Annotated in this window: 15 protein-coding genes; 9 read left to right on the top strand and 6 right to left on the bottom strand. The window is 39.2% G+C overall.

Translation table 11 applies throughout. The annotated features are described in order from the left end of the window. Positions 1-47 precede the first annotated feature (47 nt). Positions 48-1604 (bottom strand): nitric oxide reductase transcriptional regulator NorR, encoded by a 1557-nt coding sequence (norR, locus tag DO88_RS08355; RefSeq protein WP_033039617.1) that lies wholly within the window; start codon positions 1602-1604, stop codon positions 48-50. 160 nt (positions 1605-1764) lie between these two features. Between norR and DO88_RS08360 the strand changes: the two genes are divergently transcribed. From DO88_RS08360 to hmpA, 3 genes are read left to right on the top strand one after another with little or no spacing between them, the layout of a single operon-like run. Continuing rightward, positions 1765-2034: a hypothetical protein gene (locus DO88_RS08360; protein ID WP_007584928.1), complete on the top strand. Its 270-nt coding sequence runs from the start codon at positions 1765-1767 to the stop codon at positions 2032-2034. Continuing rightward, positions 2034-3266 carry an NnrS family protein gene (locus DO88_RS08365; protein ID WP_033039615.1) on the top strand — a complete coding sequence of 411 codons (1233 nt, stop codon included), beginning with the start codon at positions 2034-2036 and terminating at the stop codon, positions 3264-3266. The genes DO88_RS08360 and DO88_RS08365 overlap by 1 nt, the downstream gene beginning before the upstream one ends. 21 nt (positions 3267-3287) lie before the next feature. Next, entirely contained in the window at positions 3288-4469 is a 1182-nt protein-coding gene (gene hmpA / locus DO88_RS08370) for an NO-inducible flavohemoprotein (protein ID WP_033039613.1), read from the top strand. A gap of 95 nt (positions 4470-4564) precedes the next feature. Here hmpA and DO88_RS08375 read toward each other — a convergent pair whose 3' ends face one another. Together DO88_RS08375 and DO88_RS08380 are read right to left on the bottom strand one after the other, a co-directional pair. Continuing rightward, positions 4565-5218, bottom strand: a complete 654-nt coding sequence (locus tag DO88_RS08375) for an endonuclease (protein ID WP_033030270.1) — start codon at positions 5216-5218, stop codon at positions 4565-4567. A gap of 192 nt (positions 5219-5410) precedes the next feature. After that, complete coding sequence (locus DO88_RS08380; protein ID WP_033039611.1) at positions 5411-8122, bottom strand: TonB-dependent receptor; 2712 nt, start codon at positions 8120-8122, stop codon at positions 5411-5413. A 423-nt stretch (positions 8123-8545) separates the two neighbouring features. Between DO88_RS08380 and DO88_RS08385 the strand changes: the two genes are divergently transcribed. Then, positions 8546-8926 (top strand): hypothetical protein, encoded by a 381-nt coding sequence (locus DO88_RS08385; RefSeq protein WP_007376393.1) that lies wholly within the window; start codon positions 8546-8548, stop codon positions 8924-8926. Positions 8927-8936: 10 nt separating this feature from the next. On the opposite strand, the gene DO88_RS08390 is transcribed toward DO88_RS08385, so the two are convergent. Then, positions 8937-9377 carry a PaaI family thioesterase gene (locus DO88_RS08390; RefSeq protein WP_033030264.1) on the bottom strand — a complete coding sequence of 147 codons (441 nt, stop codon included), beginning with the start codon at positions 9375-9377 and terminating at the stop codon, positions 8937-8939. 234 nt (positions 9378-9611) lie between these two features. Then, on the bottom strand, positions 9612-11102 hold the full coding sequence (locus DO88_RS08395) for a M12 family metallo-peptidase (protein WP_007376395.1): 1491 nt from the start codon (positions 11100-11102) through the stop codon (positions 9612-9614). A gap of 263 nt (positions 11103-11365) precedes the next feature. Between DO88_RS08395 and lexA the strand changes: the two genes are divergently transcribed. The 5 genes from lexA (at position 11366) to DO88_RS08420 (ending at position 16627) form a co-directional block, all read left to right on the top strand. Next, on the top strand, positions 11366-11983 hold the full coding sequence (gene lexA / locus DO88_RS08400; protein WP_007376396.1) for a transcriptional repressor LexA: 618 nt from the start codon (positions 11366-11368) through the stop codon (positions 11981-11983). Between the two features lie 468 nt (positions 11984-12451). Next, positions 12452-13594 carry a cytochrome c oxidase subunit II gene (gene coxB / locus DO88_RS08405; RefSeq protein ID WP_033039608.1) on the top strand — a complete coding sequence of 381 codons (1143 nt, stop codon included), beginning with the start codon at positions 12452-12454 and terminating at the stop codon, positions 13592-13594. Beyond that, complete coding sequence (gene ctaD, locus DO88_RS08410) at positions 13594-15186, top strand: cytochrome c oxidase subunit I (protein WP_002959615.1); 1593 nt, start codon at positions 13594-13596, stop codon at positions 15184-15186. The genes coxB and ctaD overlap by 1 nt, the downstream gene beginning before the upstream one ends. Next, complete coding sequence (locus DO88_RS08415; protein ID WP_033030262.1) at positions 15186-15716, top strand: cytochrome c oxidase assembly protein; 531 nt, start codon at positions 15186-15188, stop codon at positions 15714-15716. Before ctaD ends, DO88_RS08415 begins: the two co-directional genes overlap by 1 nt. Positions 15717-15751: 35 nt before the next feature. Further along, a complete protein-coding gene (locus DO88_RS08420) occupies positions 15752-16627 on the top strand; it encodes a cytochrome c oxidase subunit 3 (protein ID WP_002959610.1) in 876 nt (291 codons plus the stop codon). Here DO88_RS08420 and DO88_RS19215 read toward each other — a convergent pair. Further along, positions 16530-16838, bottom strand: coding sequence for a DUF2909 family protein (locus tag DO88_RS19215; RefSeq protein WP_081824568.1), 309 nt, complete (start codon positions 16836-16838; stop codon positions 16530-16532). The genes DO88_RS08420 and DO88_RS19215 overlap by 98 nt on opposite strands. Between the last annotated feature and the right edge of the window lies 1 nt (position 16839).

Genomic DNA, 16839 nt, shown 5'->3' with positions numbered 1-16839 from the left:
ATATAAGCAGATTGGTATTAGCCGCATTTTAGCTATGTTTTAAATGATTATAGTGTTTTTTTTACTTCTATCCCTAGGCGTTTAGCCAAGCGTACTAAGTTAGCTCTATCTAATTCAAGTACTCTTGCTGCTGCTGACCAGTTGTAGTTATGCTTCTTTAATTGCTCAGTAATTACGTTGTATTGCAACGATTCTACAGCTTGCTTTAAAGGTTGGTTGATTAAGGTGTTGGTTGTACTTTGGCTTGCTACTAGAGAGTTTTGCGGCGCACTTGGGGTTAAATCACAGTGCTCGCTTGTAATGGTTATTATTGGATTTTGCCATTGGCTTTGTTTTGCTTTTAGGGCGCTGCGGCTAATGACATGTTCAAGCTCGCGCACGTTACCTGGCCAGCTGTACTGATTAAGTAATGCTTGCGCTTCGGGGCTTAGTTTTAATTGTTTTATCCCTAATTTACGGGCTGTTTGCTCAATAAAATAACCAGCTAAGAGTGTTATGTCGTGCTCGCGTTTACTAAGTGGTGGCACAGTAATAGGGTAGACACTGAGGCGATGGTATAAATCGGCTCTAAAGCGACCTTGAGCTACTTCTTCTTTTAAATTTCTGTTAGTGGCAGCAACAACGCGTACATCTACGTATTTTGGCGTGTCTTCTCCTACCGTTTGTATTTCGCCACTTTGTAGCACTCGTAATAGTTTACTTTGCATGGCAAGGGGTAGTTCGCCTATTTCATCTAAAAATAACGTGCCGCCATCAGCTAATTGAAATTTACCTTGGCGCGCATTTTGTGCGCCTGTAAAAGCCCCTTTTGCATGACCAAAAAATTCACTTTCGGCAAGGTTTTCGGGAAGTGATGCACAATTTAAGTGTATAAGCGGTTGATCTTTTCGAGCTGAATTTAAGTGAATGTTACGCGCAACAAGTTCTTTCCCTACCCCTGTTTCACCTAATATCAGCACGCTAAAGTTAGATGCTGCAACGAGTTTAATGTCGTTTTTAAGTGTTTGCATTAGCGGGCTTTGACCAATAATTTCACCGCCGTCCCGTGTTAATGCTTCACGATTTAGTTCTTGTACTAATGCACTTGAGTGCTGTGCATGCTGTTTGTAGTGGGCAAGTTCTAAGGCCGTTTTAAAGTGCGCACTACACAGCGTTTGTAAGGTATTGAGTGTATCGGCGCTTATGCTGTTAAATGCATTGGCGTTAAGGCTATCAAACGTAAGTACGCCAAGTAGCGCGTTTTTATCATAAAGAGGTAGACCTAAACATGCATGTACCGGTATGTCGCCGGTTTTAGCTAATAGCAATCCATCGTATGGATCGGGTAGTGGGCAGTCGTGCGCAAATTGAAGCGCAAGTGTGCTTTTGCAAATAGCTTCTAGGCGAGGGTGTTCTACTATTTTAAATCGTCTGCCTAAACTGTCGGGCATTAATCCTTTAATTGCCAGGGGTTTTAATTGTTCGCCCTGAAGCACTAATAACGCACTTGCATCACTAGGAATAACCCGCTCAACCGTTGCTAGTAATTGATCAAAGCTATGCTCGTGTAGTGTACTTTGAGCAAGCTCTAGAGCAACTTGTGTAAGGTTGAATTGCTGGTTCACGTCAAAATGACCTGTTTGTGTTCTTATGAGTTAATTTATAGTAGGTCATAAAGACTCATACTGTAAAGTGATTTAATTTAACTTATTGAATTTAATTAATTAAATTTGTTGGCACAGTATGTGTAATAGCTAAGTAACGTAGTTAGTTACAGAGATCGCTATGAACACACTAATGCTGAATAATTTAAATAATCAAACACAGTTTAGTTCACTATACGAAACAGTATTATTTGCTGCCAATACTGCATTGGCTGTGAGTTTAGTGTGTATTACGGCAAGTATTTTAATTAGCTACCCGTTTGCTGAGTACTTTTCCATGGCGGTGCAAGTATCAGCTCATATTGGGACTATTGTTATTGCTGCTATTTTAAAAGTAAGTTACGTACTGCGCTGTGTTGCACAACATGGTTTAGGGCAGGAGGTACGATAATGCGCCCTATAAACTTAACTGAGCCAATGCCAGCACGCGTTGCTATTCATCAAGTATCTCAATGGCCATTATGGATGCTCGCTTTTAGACCTTTCTTTTTAGGCGGTGGCTTATTGGCATTTTTGTCGGTGGGGTATTGGCTACTTATTTTAACAGGCCATGCAAGTTGGCACTTATCTATACCCGCTACATTATGGCACGCGCACGAAATGCTGTTTGGCTTTGCGGGAGTTGTAGCTGTTGGCTTTTTACTTACCGCTGCACAAACATGGACAGGTGTACCGAGCATAAGTGGCAAAGCTCTTATGTGGCTTGCGTTTATATGGCTTGCAGCACGCTTAGCATTTTTTGTAGTACTGCCTGATATTGCTCATTTTAATTTATATGCTGCACTTACATTACAAGTTATTTGGTGGTTAGGCGCCATAGCCGCGTTGGCTAATATGTTATTAAAAGCCAATAGCAAAAGTAACTATCCATTTTTAGCTATTTTAGCTGTGCTTTGTGGGCTCAATGTATTGTATTTAATACTCATTTTACAGAAAAACATGCAACTTGCACTTGGTGTGGTTGATACCGCAGTACTGGTTATTACTTTACTAGTTGGCATTGTTGCGGGTCGCGTTTTACCATTTTTTACCGCTAAAGGTCTGGGTTTAACCGAGCAAGTTCGCACTCCTAAAATAGATAAAGCGGTGATGTATTTATCTATTGTGGCTATCACTTTATTTTTTATCGACAAGTTGTTTTTGAACACGATTAATCCTGCGTTGGTTGTTGCAACGGTTGCTGTGCTTCATCTGGTCAGGGCTGGTTGTTGGTGGGATAGCAAGGTATTGAGAGTACCTTTGTTATGGTCTTTGCATTTTTCGTACCTTGCTCTAGGTGTTGGTTTGATGCTGGTGGCAATAAGCTTTTATAGCAGTGCAATACAATTTAAAGATGCGCTGCACTTAATCACTATTGGCACAATAGGTATGATGATTTTAGCAATGATGACGCGTGTATCGCATGGTCATACAGGGCGTACACTCGCTATTCCTCATTACATGACTGTTGCTTTTGCGTTTTTGCTCGTGGCCGCCATTACTCGTTCATTACTCCCTTTTATTATTGGGCCTCACCTTGCTTGGCAAATAAGTGCTTTGCTTTGGTTAGTGGCTTTTTCATTATTTTTAATTCACTGCACACCTATATTAACGCGGCGTCGTGTTGATGGGCGCCGTGGTTAGTTTACCCATAGGAAAACACATATGTTATCTGATAAAACCATTGAGATCGTAAAAAGTACTGTTCCGTTATTAGCGCAGGCGGGTACGGTTGTTACTGATCATTTTTATAAGCGTTTATTTAGCCATAATCCTGAGCTTAAAAATATTTTTAATATGGCGAATCAAGATACAGGTCGTCAGCAATTTGCACTTTTTAATGCATTGGCTGCGTATGCACAAAATATTGATAATTTAGCCATATTAAAAGAAGCGCTAACACGTATTAATCATAAACATACCAGCTTGAATATTTTACCTGAGCATTACCCTATTGTAGGTGCACACTTAATTGGTACGCTTAAAGAGCTTCTTCCTGAGCAATTTACTCCCGATGTTGAATACGCTTGGCGCGAAGCTTACGGCGTACTTGCTGATATTTGTATAACCGAAGAAGCTGCTTTGTATGAGCACAGTAAAAATAAACACGGTGGTTGGGCGGGAACTCGCCAATTTAAAATAACCAACAAACAGGCCGAATCAGAACTAGTAACAAGCTTTACACTTACGCCAGTTGATGGCGAAGCTGTTATTAAACATAAACCAGGGCAGTATTTAGGTATTAAAGTTAAGCCAGAGGGCGCTGAATATGAAGAAATTCGCCAGTATTCTATTTCGCAAAAAAGTAACGCTAAAAACTACCGTATTAGTGTTAAAAAAGAGCTACAGCCAAAGCCTGGCATGGTGTCTAATTATTTACACTCATTAGAGCAAGGCACTATTGTTGAGTTATACCCGCCGGCAGGAGACTTCTTTTTACGCAATAACACAAACCCAGCGGTACTCATTTCAGCAGGTGTTGGGCAAACGCCAATGCTGGCTATGCTTGAAACGTTATTAAGTGATAATTCTAATCAAGAGATTATGTATTTACATGCCTGCGAAAATACTCAGCAGCACTCGTTTTCAAAATATTTAAATGATTTAACAGCGCAGAATAACCACTTGCAAACAATAACGTGGTTTAATCAAGCGACAGAGGGCGCTGATTTTACAGGGTTGATGAGCTTAAACGCAGTACAAGCACAGCTACCATTGAGTAATGGCGACTTTTACTTGTGTGGCCCTGCGGGGTTCATGGCATTTATAAAAAACCAATTACTTGGGCTCGGTGTTAAAAGTGAGCATATTCATTACGAAATATTTGGCCCGCATCAAGACTTATAATACCGTTTAAAAGTGGGCATATTTTAGATAAGTATTTAGCCTACTAACTTAATCGCGCACTATAAGGTTTACTCAATAGTGCGCAACCAATTAAATTATAGCTTTTTAGTATCACTTTGCGCTGCAAACGTTTGTTTTTGCCATGCATTAAAGAGCTTTTGTTGCTTATCTGATATCTTTAAACCGTAGGTTCTTTGCATATAAGCATAGGTGTCGGCTATACGTTTTCGCGCATAAACAGGCGGTTCAACTACACGTTGTTTAAAGTTTACTTTTACTTCGCAGCGACCATACTGTGTGGCGTTTTCGCTAAGCATGCCAAATCGATAATTGGAGCGATCGGCATTAATTTCGCCAATAGCTGGCGCTAAGTTGTTTATATCGGCTTCCATTTTTCTAAATTTAGCACTTACTTTTCTACAATTTTTTCGCCCGCCATCTTGCCAACATTGTAGTTGATGACCAAATTCCCACGCCGGAACAATGTGTTCCCACTCAATGCGTAGTGCTCGCACGTTTATCTTACCTGAGCGTGTAAGCGTATTTCTCGGAACGTAACCACAGTTTGCGGGATCTGGAACGAGTTTTTTACCTTCTTTTTTAATGTCGCAGCCGCAGTAGATGCTTTTAGCGTTGTCAGGTAGGGTTTTAATAAGGTGTTTTTTTGCAGTAGAAAAACGGGTGAACTGCTCCGCCGATACCGAAACACACAAAAAACAAGCCAATAAGGCCAGAATAAATCGAGTCATATCCATCACATATGTGAACTACAGGAATGGCTAGTTTAAGCTGTTGATTAAAAAAGATAAAGGAGACTTAGAATTTAGCTTGAAATGGTTACTGGTACTTGCTCTTTTTATTTTTGTAAAAAAGCTGATAGTACGGGGAAACTATCAGCTTTGTATAAGCTATTTAACCTGAGCTTTGGTTAAGATATTTACTTACATACTATAGCGAATACCTAAAAAGAATTGCCTACCAGTATGGTTATACTCTCGTGGTAAATTAAGTGTTCCGTCACCAGTGGTATACAAGCGCTCGTATTCATCGGTTAAGTTAATAGCTTCAAATGTTACGGTTACATTGTCATTGAGGTTATAAAAAGCAGAAAGGTCATAATGTGCTGGACCTGTTGTTGCTTCTTCAGCATTACCATTACTGCCAGTATAATCAGTAATGTAGTTATCGCGTTTATTCATTGAAACGCGAGCGCCATAATTTTCTTCTTCGTAATAAAGTGTGAAATTATATGAATTTTTAGAAAGCCCCGTTATTTCTCCTGCGGATACGTGAGTGTAGTTAGAAACAATACCGGTATTTTTTAATAACCCCGGTAAAAAGCTAAATGGCTGTTGATATATTAGCTCAATACCTTTAACAACAGTTCCCTTGCCATTTACAGGTACGTAATGGGTGTAGGGTGTTGTTCTTGGGTCAAGTGCACTTGATGGATCGTATTGCGGATCGTTATCAATGAAAGGTAGGTATGCAGGGTCAACTAATTTTTCTTCAGTTGAGCTGGTGATGAAAGTACCTATATCTTTATAAAAACCAGTTAAAGCAAGTAGCGACTCTTCATCAAAATACCATTCGATACCTAAATCAGTATTTGTTGAGGTGAATGGGTCTAAAAATGGATTACCCGCACTGACTGTTCCATTTAAATAGGAGAATGATGGGTTACCTGGGTTTAGTGAGCCAAGGCTTGGACGAGTCATGGTTTTGGATAACCCTAAACGTACAACAACATCTTGCGTTGCATCCAGTGCTAAATTTAAAACAGGTAAAACATTATCGTAACTATTTTCAATTTCAACAGGATCGCTTTGAATAAAGCCCGTTGATGTTGTTTCTGTTTTTACATAACGTAAGCCTACATTTGTTCGTAGGAGCATATCAGATATTTCATATTCAAAATCTGATTGAATATAAGCAGCGATGGTTTCCTCTTCAACTTCCCAGCTTTGTGCGCTTCGCGCCGTCCACTCTTTATTGAGTAGTTGTGATTCAATTGCATCAAAATCGGCCACAATAAATTGCGGCAACGTACCATCATAGCCTGAACCATAATCATCGTAAGGCATTAATTGTGAAAAGCCGATGGCTGACTCTTGATCCGGAAACCCATTAATTTGCGATTCATCATAGTTTACTGTTCTATCGTTATAAGCAACCCCACCTTTAATGCTCATAAAGTCTGTTTCGTAAGTTAAATCTAATTTGGCAGTATCATTTTTTCTGAGCACATCCGTAGCACGAAGTCGACCATCTGTTAAATTAAATGAACTTGCATCTAAATTATCATAGCCATAATCCATCACTGCAGTATTTGCGCTATTTCCAAAATCAATTGAGACGGTATGAGGTGTATTGCTGGTCATATTATAACGATATTGCTCAGAGCGAGCATTTGACTCAGCGGTGCCGATCATTGCATCTAATTTTAAGTAGTCAGATAGGTGGTATTTACCAGATAACACATACTGTTTAAATTTTGTTTTAGATACCTGTTGACGGCTTTCTGCACGGGACTTTACTCCACTAAATGTACCTGCCTGAATTTGTTTTCCATTTTCGGCAACTGTAATAGAGTCTGGAGTGATCTCGCTAAATGTATTTCTGAACATTTCGAAGAAATTATACATCGTACGACTGTTGTCGAGGGTAGAATGCAAGGTATCGAAGGTAATTACTAAGTCATCGTTAGGCGCATACTGTAATGAGCCTGTAAAACCTAATCTATCTTGTTCATTACCAAAAAAATCAGGGCGGGGAAGTCGAGGAGTCCATAGGCAATTTACATCATCAACTTGCTCACCTTCAAATTCACAATTTCCCACATCAGTAGTGCCAATAACGTCAGTATTTGATGTGTCAGCATAGACACCGCCGCCGTCTTTGACGGGGGTTGTCCAGCGAACAGTACCAAAACCTTCTTGGCGAACTGTGCGCTCTGATTTAGCGACAGAGAATAAAGCCCCAAAGGTATCGTCAGCAAATGTATTACTGATCATAAATACCATTCTAGGGTCTGTCTCTTCTGTTAAATCGTTATAGCCTGCCTGTGCCGACGCAGCTACATGAAGACCGGGGGAATCAAAAGGTTTTGCTGAATACATATCGACAGTACCTGCAATACCTCCTTCTTCGGTTGCAGCTGTTGGTGATTTTTGAATATCAACGCGATTGAATAGCTCTGATGCAAAAACGTTGAAGTCAAATGCTCTGCCGCCATTTACACCACCACCCGAATCAGTCCCATCTGTACTAGCAGGAACTTCCATACCATTAAGGGTTGAGCGGGTAAAAGATGGGCCTAAACCACGTAGAGTAATTTGACGTCCTTCTCCTCCTTCTCGCGAAATTGCGACACCAGGGATTCGCTGTAGTGACTCTGCGATATTTAAATCTGGAAATTTACCAATGTCTTCGGCTGCAATTGATTCCGTGGTATTTACTTCAAACCTTTTGGTAGCCAGCGATTTATTAAGTGATGATCTAAAGCCTGTAACTTCGATTAACTCAATTTCACTTTTCTTTTTTATATTTGTTTGTTCGGCTTCTTCAGCACTGATTTGAGCTGTCGTGCTAATTAATAATGCACTAATAATGTAATTAAGTGGCCTGAGAGTGAATCTTTTTGACGTTTTCATTGTGTGTTCCTGCTGAATTTAGGTAATGCCACTCAGTTCAGATTTTGCACTTATTTTTTGTGTTATAAGTAAGCGTAAATATGAGTGAGGTGTGTTTGGCTTTATTTAAATACACCTCTTTAAACAGTGTATTTAACCCGCACATTTAAAATGCCACCGGTGGCATATGAAAGTCAAGGTTATTTTTTATACTTTTTTAAACAATAATTCACTTAATTTTAATCCTCAAAGGTCAACAGGCCATGGAGTTTATAAAAAAGTATTGTTTGTACTTAAAAATGATAAATATTAAATAATGGATTATAAATGCGTAAAACTATCTATTTACCATATAAAACAGCTTATATTACATAGTTGATTTGGTATAAAAGTAAAACTGCGTTAAAGTTTGCGGTGTAATCATTAGAGGATAAATACCAAACAATGTCGGAAATTCAATTTTTAAATGTAGATCTAGAGCTTGAATCAAAGCAGGATATTAGCGTGCTAGTGGCAGACTTAAAAAAAGTCGCTACAGTTTTACATTATGACAAAGACGAATACCGTCAGTTAGCCCGCATTGAAGCTACAGGTGAAGTAGGTACACCAGATAAAGCAATTAACCATATCTGTGAGCTTATAGAATCGTGTTCGCGTAATGCGTTAAAGCAATGGCTAAGTTGTTCACGTAGAACATTTGATATTGGTTTTGAATCAGGCACATCGCCTAAGTGTTTTAACCAAGCTTTAGATGCAGATACATTATTACGTATATCTGCTATTGGTGCGGGTATGGAAATTACAATTTACCCAATCGAAAAGTAACAGTAAGTAATTATCTTCGCTCTACTACGGCTGCGGTCATTCTTGATACGCAGCAAAGCTCGTTTCGACTATTAGTAATTTTTATTTCCCAGACTGAACTACGCTTACCAATATGAAACGCTTTTGCGGTGGCTGTTAAAGTACCATTACGAGATGCTTTTAAGTGACTGGCGCTAATTTCTTGTCCGACACAATAAAACTGAGTGAAGTCGACTACGAAGTTAGCTGCATAACTTGCTACTGTTTCGGCAAGCACTACGTTGGCTCCTCCATGCACCATGCCCATTGGATTGTGATGCGCTGGTATGGCAGGCATAGTTGCTACGAGGTAATCATCACCAATTTCGGTAATTTCAATTCCCATGGTTTTCATTAGTGTACCTTGGCCGTTTATACCCTCATCTAGCTGTTTGCAAAACTCTAAAGTAACAGGTTGATACCAAATACTCATAAGCTTACCTTTTAAAATAGTAGTAAAAATATGGCTTATATTTTCATAAAGTTAAGATAATGAAAATAAAAAAGTGGATCTAAATTTATAGCCAGATAGCGTGAGGCGGATAGTAAGAAGTAATAATAGGGATATCGTAGTTTATTGATACAATCGAGCAGTAAAGAAGAAATCGCCCTAGGCTAAATATAAGCAAGCAGCATAATGTTACTTGCTTATACTTAGCCAGATCTTTTATTGGTAACTAGCTATTAACTCGACATTACTAAAAGCACTGTAGCCTTTAATCATAATAGAGTAATTACCAGTGCGGGTGTCGCTACAGCTTTCATTATTTCCGTTTTTATACGGTCGGCAATCGTAGTTACTGCTCGTTGCAATTGCATTATATTTTACATGTAGGTCAACATCCCCAGTGCCATTAGAGGTCGAAAATGTGACTTGCTCAGCTTCACTTGGCACTGTAAAAGTAAACAATTGCTCACTGTTTCGATCACCACTAACAACGATAGATTGGTTATTTTGCAGTGTATTGTTATTTACCGGTGGGCTAGATGCAGATCTAAAATTTGCAATTGTTGGGTTTGTTAAATTTAAGACTCTAGCGTTATCGTGTTTTGATGGAGTTCCCATAACACTTCCGCTGTATGATTTGTTTGGATTTGACCAGTAATTGATTCTTGTGCAGTTATTTGTACAGTTATAAGCCATTACTGAACGCCATTGTGATTGAGGTTGCTGATAACCATGGCCGAACGAATAAGGAGATGTTGATGGATCGTTTTCAGGGTTATGACGAGCACCTTGTAAATGACCAATTTCATGACCGAAAGAGTAATAGCCGGTTGCACAGTCATAATCAACCATCGCAAATGCGCTGTTAGCATTTGCACCAATTGCTTTGGCTTGGCCACAGTAGCCGTTAACGTCGTTTATTAATATGACTACATCAGCACCGTATTGATCTCGTAGTGTGTGCGCTTCATCCATATAACCATCGTTTTTGGCAGCTAAACGATTTAAATCCGTACCTGAATTTGTAGCTTCAGTATAATTAACTCGGCTTACATGGGCCAAACTAACAACTGCATTGACACCTGAGTTTTGGTAACCCTGATTAGTCTCTACTATTGCAAGATCAATCAAGCTATTAATATCACTAGATTTTTGTTCTGCGGCTGGGGTGTATAAAACGAGTAAGCTAATATTGCTTTGCGCGTTAGTTGCCATAGCTGTTTGGAAGCTTTGTTCTGTTAAAATTTGTTCACTGATTGAAATAGTGTTATTAGATTGTTGATAATCGGGTGCATGCTCAGCAGGTTGCTTGGCAGGATCTAATTCAATAAAATTATGACCAGAATGTTTATTCGGTTGCAATTTATAAACATGTTCATTTACCTTTATCGTACCAGAAATCCCCTTTGTAGATTTTATCAGTGTTACTTCGTCACCATCTAAGCTTTTACCTACCCAGATTAAGTTACCAGTTGCTGATGTACTTGCTGTACTTTTGATAAATTCAATGTCACTTCCCTGAACAGGTAAAAAGAATGCATTGGTTTTTGCGCTTAGTTCGAAAAGCGGTTGCCCAAATTGAGATTGAGCATTACCTTCTTTATTAATGTTTTGCGTAAAGTTAGAGTGCTGCACTTCGAAAAGTGGGACTTGGGCATACGCATAGCCGCTAAACAATAAGCCAATAAACAATGGTGAATATTTTTTCATTTGATAATCCTTTTAAGTGTTTGTACACATAAAGTGTACATGTTAATAATTTGTTTTCAATTTATTAACATGTGGCTGTCATCAAATTAGCCCTTAATCGTAAATATAAAGATACAAATGTTTATTTTATGTAAGCATTCGTTGTTTCTACATAAGTGTAAAAGTGATTTATTAACAGCAAGCAATCAGTGTAATTTAAATTTGCGATTTTTATTTAACTGTATATACTCACAGTTAAATGTACTGTATGGAAAACCAGTTGTATGCGACCATTAACGAAGCGCCAAGCTCAAATTCTCGAATTAGTTAAAGTTTTTATTAAAGACACTGGTATGCCTCCTACACGTGCTGAAATTGCACAAACATTAGGCTTTAAAAGTGCCAATGCTGCTGAAGAGCATTTAAAAGCGCTTGCTAAAAAAGGTGCTATTAAGATGAAACCAGGTGCAAGCCGAGGTATTCAACTTGTTGAGGAAGAAGAGCCTGAACAGTTAGGTTTACCTCTTATCGGGCGAGTCGCAGCGGGAGAGCCTATTTTGGCGCAAGAGCACGTTGAGAGTCATTGTAAAATTGATCCATTAATGTTTAAACCGGCTGCTGATTTTTTATTGCGCGTTAACGGTATGAGCATGAAAGATATAGGTATTATGGATGGTGATTTGTTAGCTGTGCATAAAACTCAAGTTGCAGAAAATGGACAAGTTGTAGTTGCTCGTGTTGATGATGATGTTACCGTAAAGCGGTTTGAAAAAGCAGGCCGAAAAGTATTATTGCATGCTGAGAATGACGACTTTTCGCCAATTGAAGTTGATCTAGAAAATGAATCTTTTAATATAGAAGGTTTAGCCGTTGGAGTTATTCGTAACGCTGATTGGATGTAGTTTTTAATTTATTTTTATAAATGCGTGCTTTTTAGCACGCATTTTTGTTTTAACATTAGCACTAAAAATAGGACGTAAACAGCCAACTAATTATTTTAGCTGTAAATTTTTTTGCACTTATATTTTCTCCCTCCGAATGCGTTAAACCCCTTTGTTTTGCTCATATTTTGAACTTCTTGTTGACTAGTTGATTACTGACTTTTTATTAATTACTCAATATCACCTGATTGTTTTTTATACTAAAACTTGCTTGTTGTTCATTTTTTAGCTAATTATTAATGTGCTGAGCTAATAATAACTCACAGCTTTTTAGTTTTGAGAACACACAATATACACAAACTCGTTGTTGGCGCAGCAAAACCAATCAATATTAAATAAGATTGGCTAAAAAAATAAAAATAACGAATTGGCGTTTAAGCCGTATGCCTCTTCGCTTTGCATTCGCAATAGCATCAAAGGAGCCGTCACATGGGTAAACTGACCTCTACCTTGTGGCTTATATTATGTGTTTTTTCGCACTCAGTTTTGGCGAACAGCCAATACAATATGCGCAAAGGCGTAACCGATATAAGCAATAATGTATATCAGCTGCACATGACCATATTTATAATATGTTGTGTGATTGGGGTGATAGTGTTCGCAATTATGTTTTGGGCACTTATTCATCACCGTAAATCTAAAGGGGCTGTACCTGCCCAATTTCACGAAAGCACTAAAGTAGAAATACTTTGGACTGCAATTCCGTTTGTTATTTTAATTGCTATGGCAGTACCAGCCACTAAAACCCTTATTGCAATGGAAGATGCCAGCAAAGCTGATCTCACTATTAAAATTACGGGTTCGCAATGGAAATGGCATTATGAATATATGGGCGAAGATGTAGAGTTCTACTCTATTTTATCTACCCCGCAAGATGAAATCGCGAATCTTGCAGATAAAAACCCTAACTACTTACTTGAGGTTGATAAGCCTCTTGTACTGCCAATAAATCAAAAAGTACGATTTTTAATGACTTCTGACGATGTTATTCACTCTTGGTGGGTACCTGATTTTGCAGTTAAAAAAGATGCGAACCCCGGCTTTATAAACGAAACATGGACGAACATAAACGAAGAAGGTACTTACCGAGGCCAATGTGCCGAGCTGTGTGGTAAAGATCATGGCTTCATGCCCGTTGTGGTGGTCGCTAAATCTGAGGCTGATTTTAAAACATGGCTTGCAGATGCAAAGCAGGCGAAGCAGAAAGCAGCATTAGCAGATGCCGCATTACTTGATAAAACCCTCCCAAAAGAAGAGTTAATGACTTTAGGCGAACAAGTATATATGGCTAATTGTGCAGCGTGCCATCAGCCTACGGGCATGGGGTTACCGGGTGTATTTCCTGCACTTAAAGGCAGTCCGATAGTGCTTGGCGATATAAAAGATCACATTGATGTAGTTATCCATGGACGACCCGGTACGGCAATGCAAGCTTTTGCCAAGCAGTTATCTATAAAGCAATTAGCTGCGGTTATTACTTATAAACGTAATGCGTGGGGTAATGATACGGGTGATGTTATTCAACCGAGTCAAATACAGACAGCACTTGATGCCAAAGTGGAGGCGAACTAATGAGTAGCATAGTAGAACAACCTAACGCCAATGAAGCTCATCATGCTCATCACCCAGCTAAAGGTTTTAAACGCTGGCTTTACACAACTAATCATAAAGATATAGGTAGTTTATATTTAATTTTTTCGCTGACCATGTTCTTAATTGGTGGCGCAATGGCTATGGTGATCAGGGCTGAATTATTTCAACCAGGCTTACAGTTGGTCGACCCTCACTTTTTTAATCAAATGACCACAGTGCATGGTTTAATTATGGTGTTTGGTGCGGTTATGCCCGCCTTTACAGGCCTTGCTAACTGGATGATACCACTCATGATTGGCGCGCCAGATATGGCATTGCCAAGAATGAATAACTGGAGCTTTTGGATTTTACCGTTTGCGTTTTTAATCCTATTGGCATCGTTATTTATGCCTGGTGGGGGCCCTGCATTTGGCTGGACTTTTTATGCACCATTGTCCACAACATACAGTAATGATAATACTGCATTGTTTGTATTTGCCGTACATATTATGGGGATTAGCTCAATAATGGGCGCAATCAATGTGATTGTAACCATAGTGAACTTACGTGCCCCCGGCATGACATGGATGAAGTTGCCCTTATTTGTATGGACGTGGTTAATTACTGCCTTTTTATTAATTGCGGTAATGCCAGTGCTTGCAGGGGCTGTCACTATGGTACTTACCGATAAGTACTTTGCGACCAGCTTTTTTGATGCTGCAGGCGGTGGCGACCCGGTGATGTTTCAGCACATTTTTTGGTTTTTTGGTCACCCTGAAGTGTACATAATGATTCTTCCTGCCTTTGGCATTATATCTACAATAGTACCTACCTTTTCTCGTAAAAAACTTTTTGGCTATGCCTCAATGGTATACGCCACATCCTCCATAGCACTATTGAGCTTTATTGTATGGGCTCATCATATGTTTACCACTGGGATGCCGGTCGCTGGCGAGTTGTTTTTTATGTACGCGACCATGCTTATATCGGTACCTACAGGAGTAAAAGTATTTAATTGGGTTGCCACAATGTGGAAAGGCTCAATAACTTTTGAAGTGCCAATGCTTTTTAGTATTGCGTTTATTGTGCTGTTTACCTTAGGTGGTTTTTCGGGATTGATGCTGGCAATTACACCTGCTGACTTTCAATATCACGATACTTATTTTGTAGTGGCGCACTTTCATTATGTATTAGTAACAGGGGCTGTATTTTCGATAATGGCGGGGGCCTATTACTGGCTGCCCAAGTGGACAGGCAATATGTTTAATATCACATTGGCTAAATGGCATTTTTGGCTATCGCTGGTGAGCGTGAACGTACTGTTTTTTCCTATGCATTTTGTAGGGCTTGCCGGTATGCCGCGTCGGATTCCCGATTACGCTCTTCAATTTGCCGACTTTAATGCAATCATAAGTATTGGTGGGTTTGCCTTTGGTTTATCGCAATTGTTGTTTGTAGCTGTGGTAATTAAATGCGCGCGTGGCGGTGATAAAGTGCCTGCAAAAGTATGGGAAGGGGCAGAAGGGCTTGAGTGGGAAGTTGACTCTCCAGCGCCATATCATACTTTTTCTACGCCGCCGGTTATTAAGTAATGACACACACACCGCTACTCAAACGTTTGGTACTTATTTGCATAGGCATGTTTGCCTTTGCCTTTGCTTTAGTACCTTTGTATGACGTGTTTTGTGATGTAACAGGGCTTAATGGAAAGCCTTCGCTTGAGCAAGCAGAGCAAAGTACACAAATAGTACAAAACCGAGAAGTCGGCGTTAGCTTTACTACTCACACACAAAGTGGTGCACCGTTTGAAGTTAAATCAAAAGAATACAGTGTAGTGGTAAAACCAGGTGCAATGCGTGAGGTAATGTTTAGTGCTAAAAATAGCAGCAACCTAGATAAAGTAATGCAGGCTGTACCATCAGTCTCACCAGGTAAAGCGGCAAAGTATTTACATAAAATAGCCTGTTTTTGCTTTGATCAGCAACCTCTAAAAGCAGGGGAAGAACTTGAATTTAAATTGCTTTTTTATGTTGATACCGCACTGCCAAGCGATATTGAAGAATTAACTTTATCTTATACCGTATTTGATATTAGTGAACAGCTGGTGGCAAGTAATAACTAGCTTTTTAAACTAGTGTGAAACTAGGAGTAAATAAAATGAATCAAGAATATGAGCATTATTATGTACCTGAGCAAAGCCCGTGGCCTATTGTAGGTGCTGTTGCATTGTTTTTTATTGCAGTAGGGGCAGGCTTAACAGTTATGAGTGTAGGTAAAGAAGGTGGTAGCGGGGTTTATCTGCTTTATGCCGGTATTGCTGTACTTGTGTATATGTTGTTTAGCTGGTTTAAAAATGTAATTAGTGAGTCGGACCAAGGTTTGTACTCAGCACAAATGGATCGCTCTTTTAGACAAGGTATGAGCTGGTTTATTTTTTCTGAAGTTATGTTTTTTATGGCCTTTTTTGGTGCGCTTTTTTATGCACGGGTATTGTCGGTACCTTGGCTTGGAGGCGCAGGCAATAATGCAATGACTAACGAGGTATTATGGCCTACTTTTGAAGCCGTTTGGCCGCTAGTTTCAACACCTGCTGGCGAAACTACTCAAGCTATGGGCTGGCAAGGCTTACCACTTATAAATACCTTAATACTGCTTACTTCCTCAGTTACTTTACATTTTGCCCACGTAGCGATGGAAAACAATAAACGCACTCCACTTAAGGTTTTTTTAGGCGCTACTATTTTATTGGGCGTTTGCTTTTTAGGGCTGCAAGTTGAGGAGTACATGCATGCATATAATGACCTTAATCTAACGCTAGATGCGGGCATTTACGGTAATACGTTCTTTTTATTGACTGGTTTTCATGGCATGCATGTAACGCTAGGAACCGTACTTTTATTTGTAATATTTTTACGGATATTAAAAGGGCACTTTACTAAAGATAAGCACTTTGCTTTTCAAGCAGCTGCTTGGTATTGGCACTTTGTAGATGTGGTGTGGCTGTGTTTGTTTGTATTTGTATATGTGCTGTAGCGTTTATTGGCGAATTATTTGCTTTAATAAAACCAAGTTTAAGCGCTGCAATAACAACAACTAAAACAACGACCGAAAACAATACGCGACGACCTAAAAAGTGAGACATAGGTCGTCCCTCAGTTTTCCCTGACACCATAATAAACAATGCTCTAAATAAGTTAAAAAGTATAAATATTAACAACAGTACGATAATAATTTTAATAATCACT

It is taken from the genome of Pseudoalteromonas sp. S3431, assembly GCF_000690035.1.
In the GTDB taxonomy this organism is placed as follows: Bacteria; Pseudomonadota; Gammaproteobacteria; order Enterobacterales; family Alteromonadaceae; genus Pseudoalteromonas; species Pseudoalteromonas fuliginea.
The sequence above is the reverse complement of the archived record's forward strand: the minus strand, read 5'-3'. Positions and strand labels throughout refer to the sequence as shown.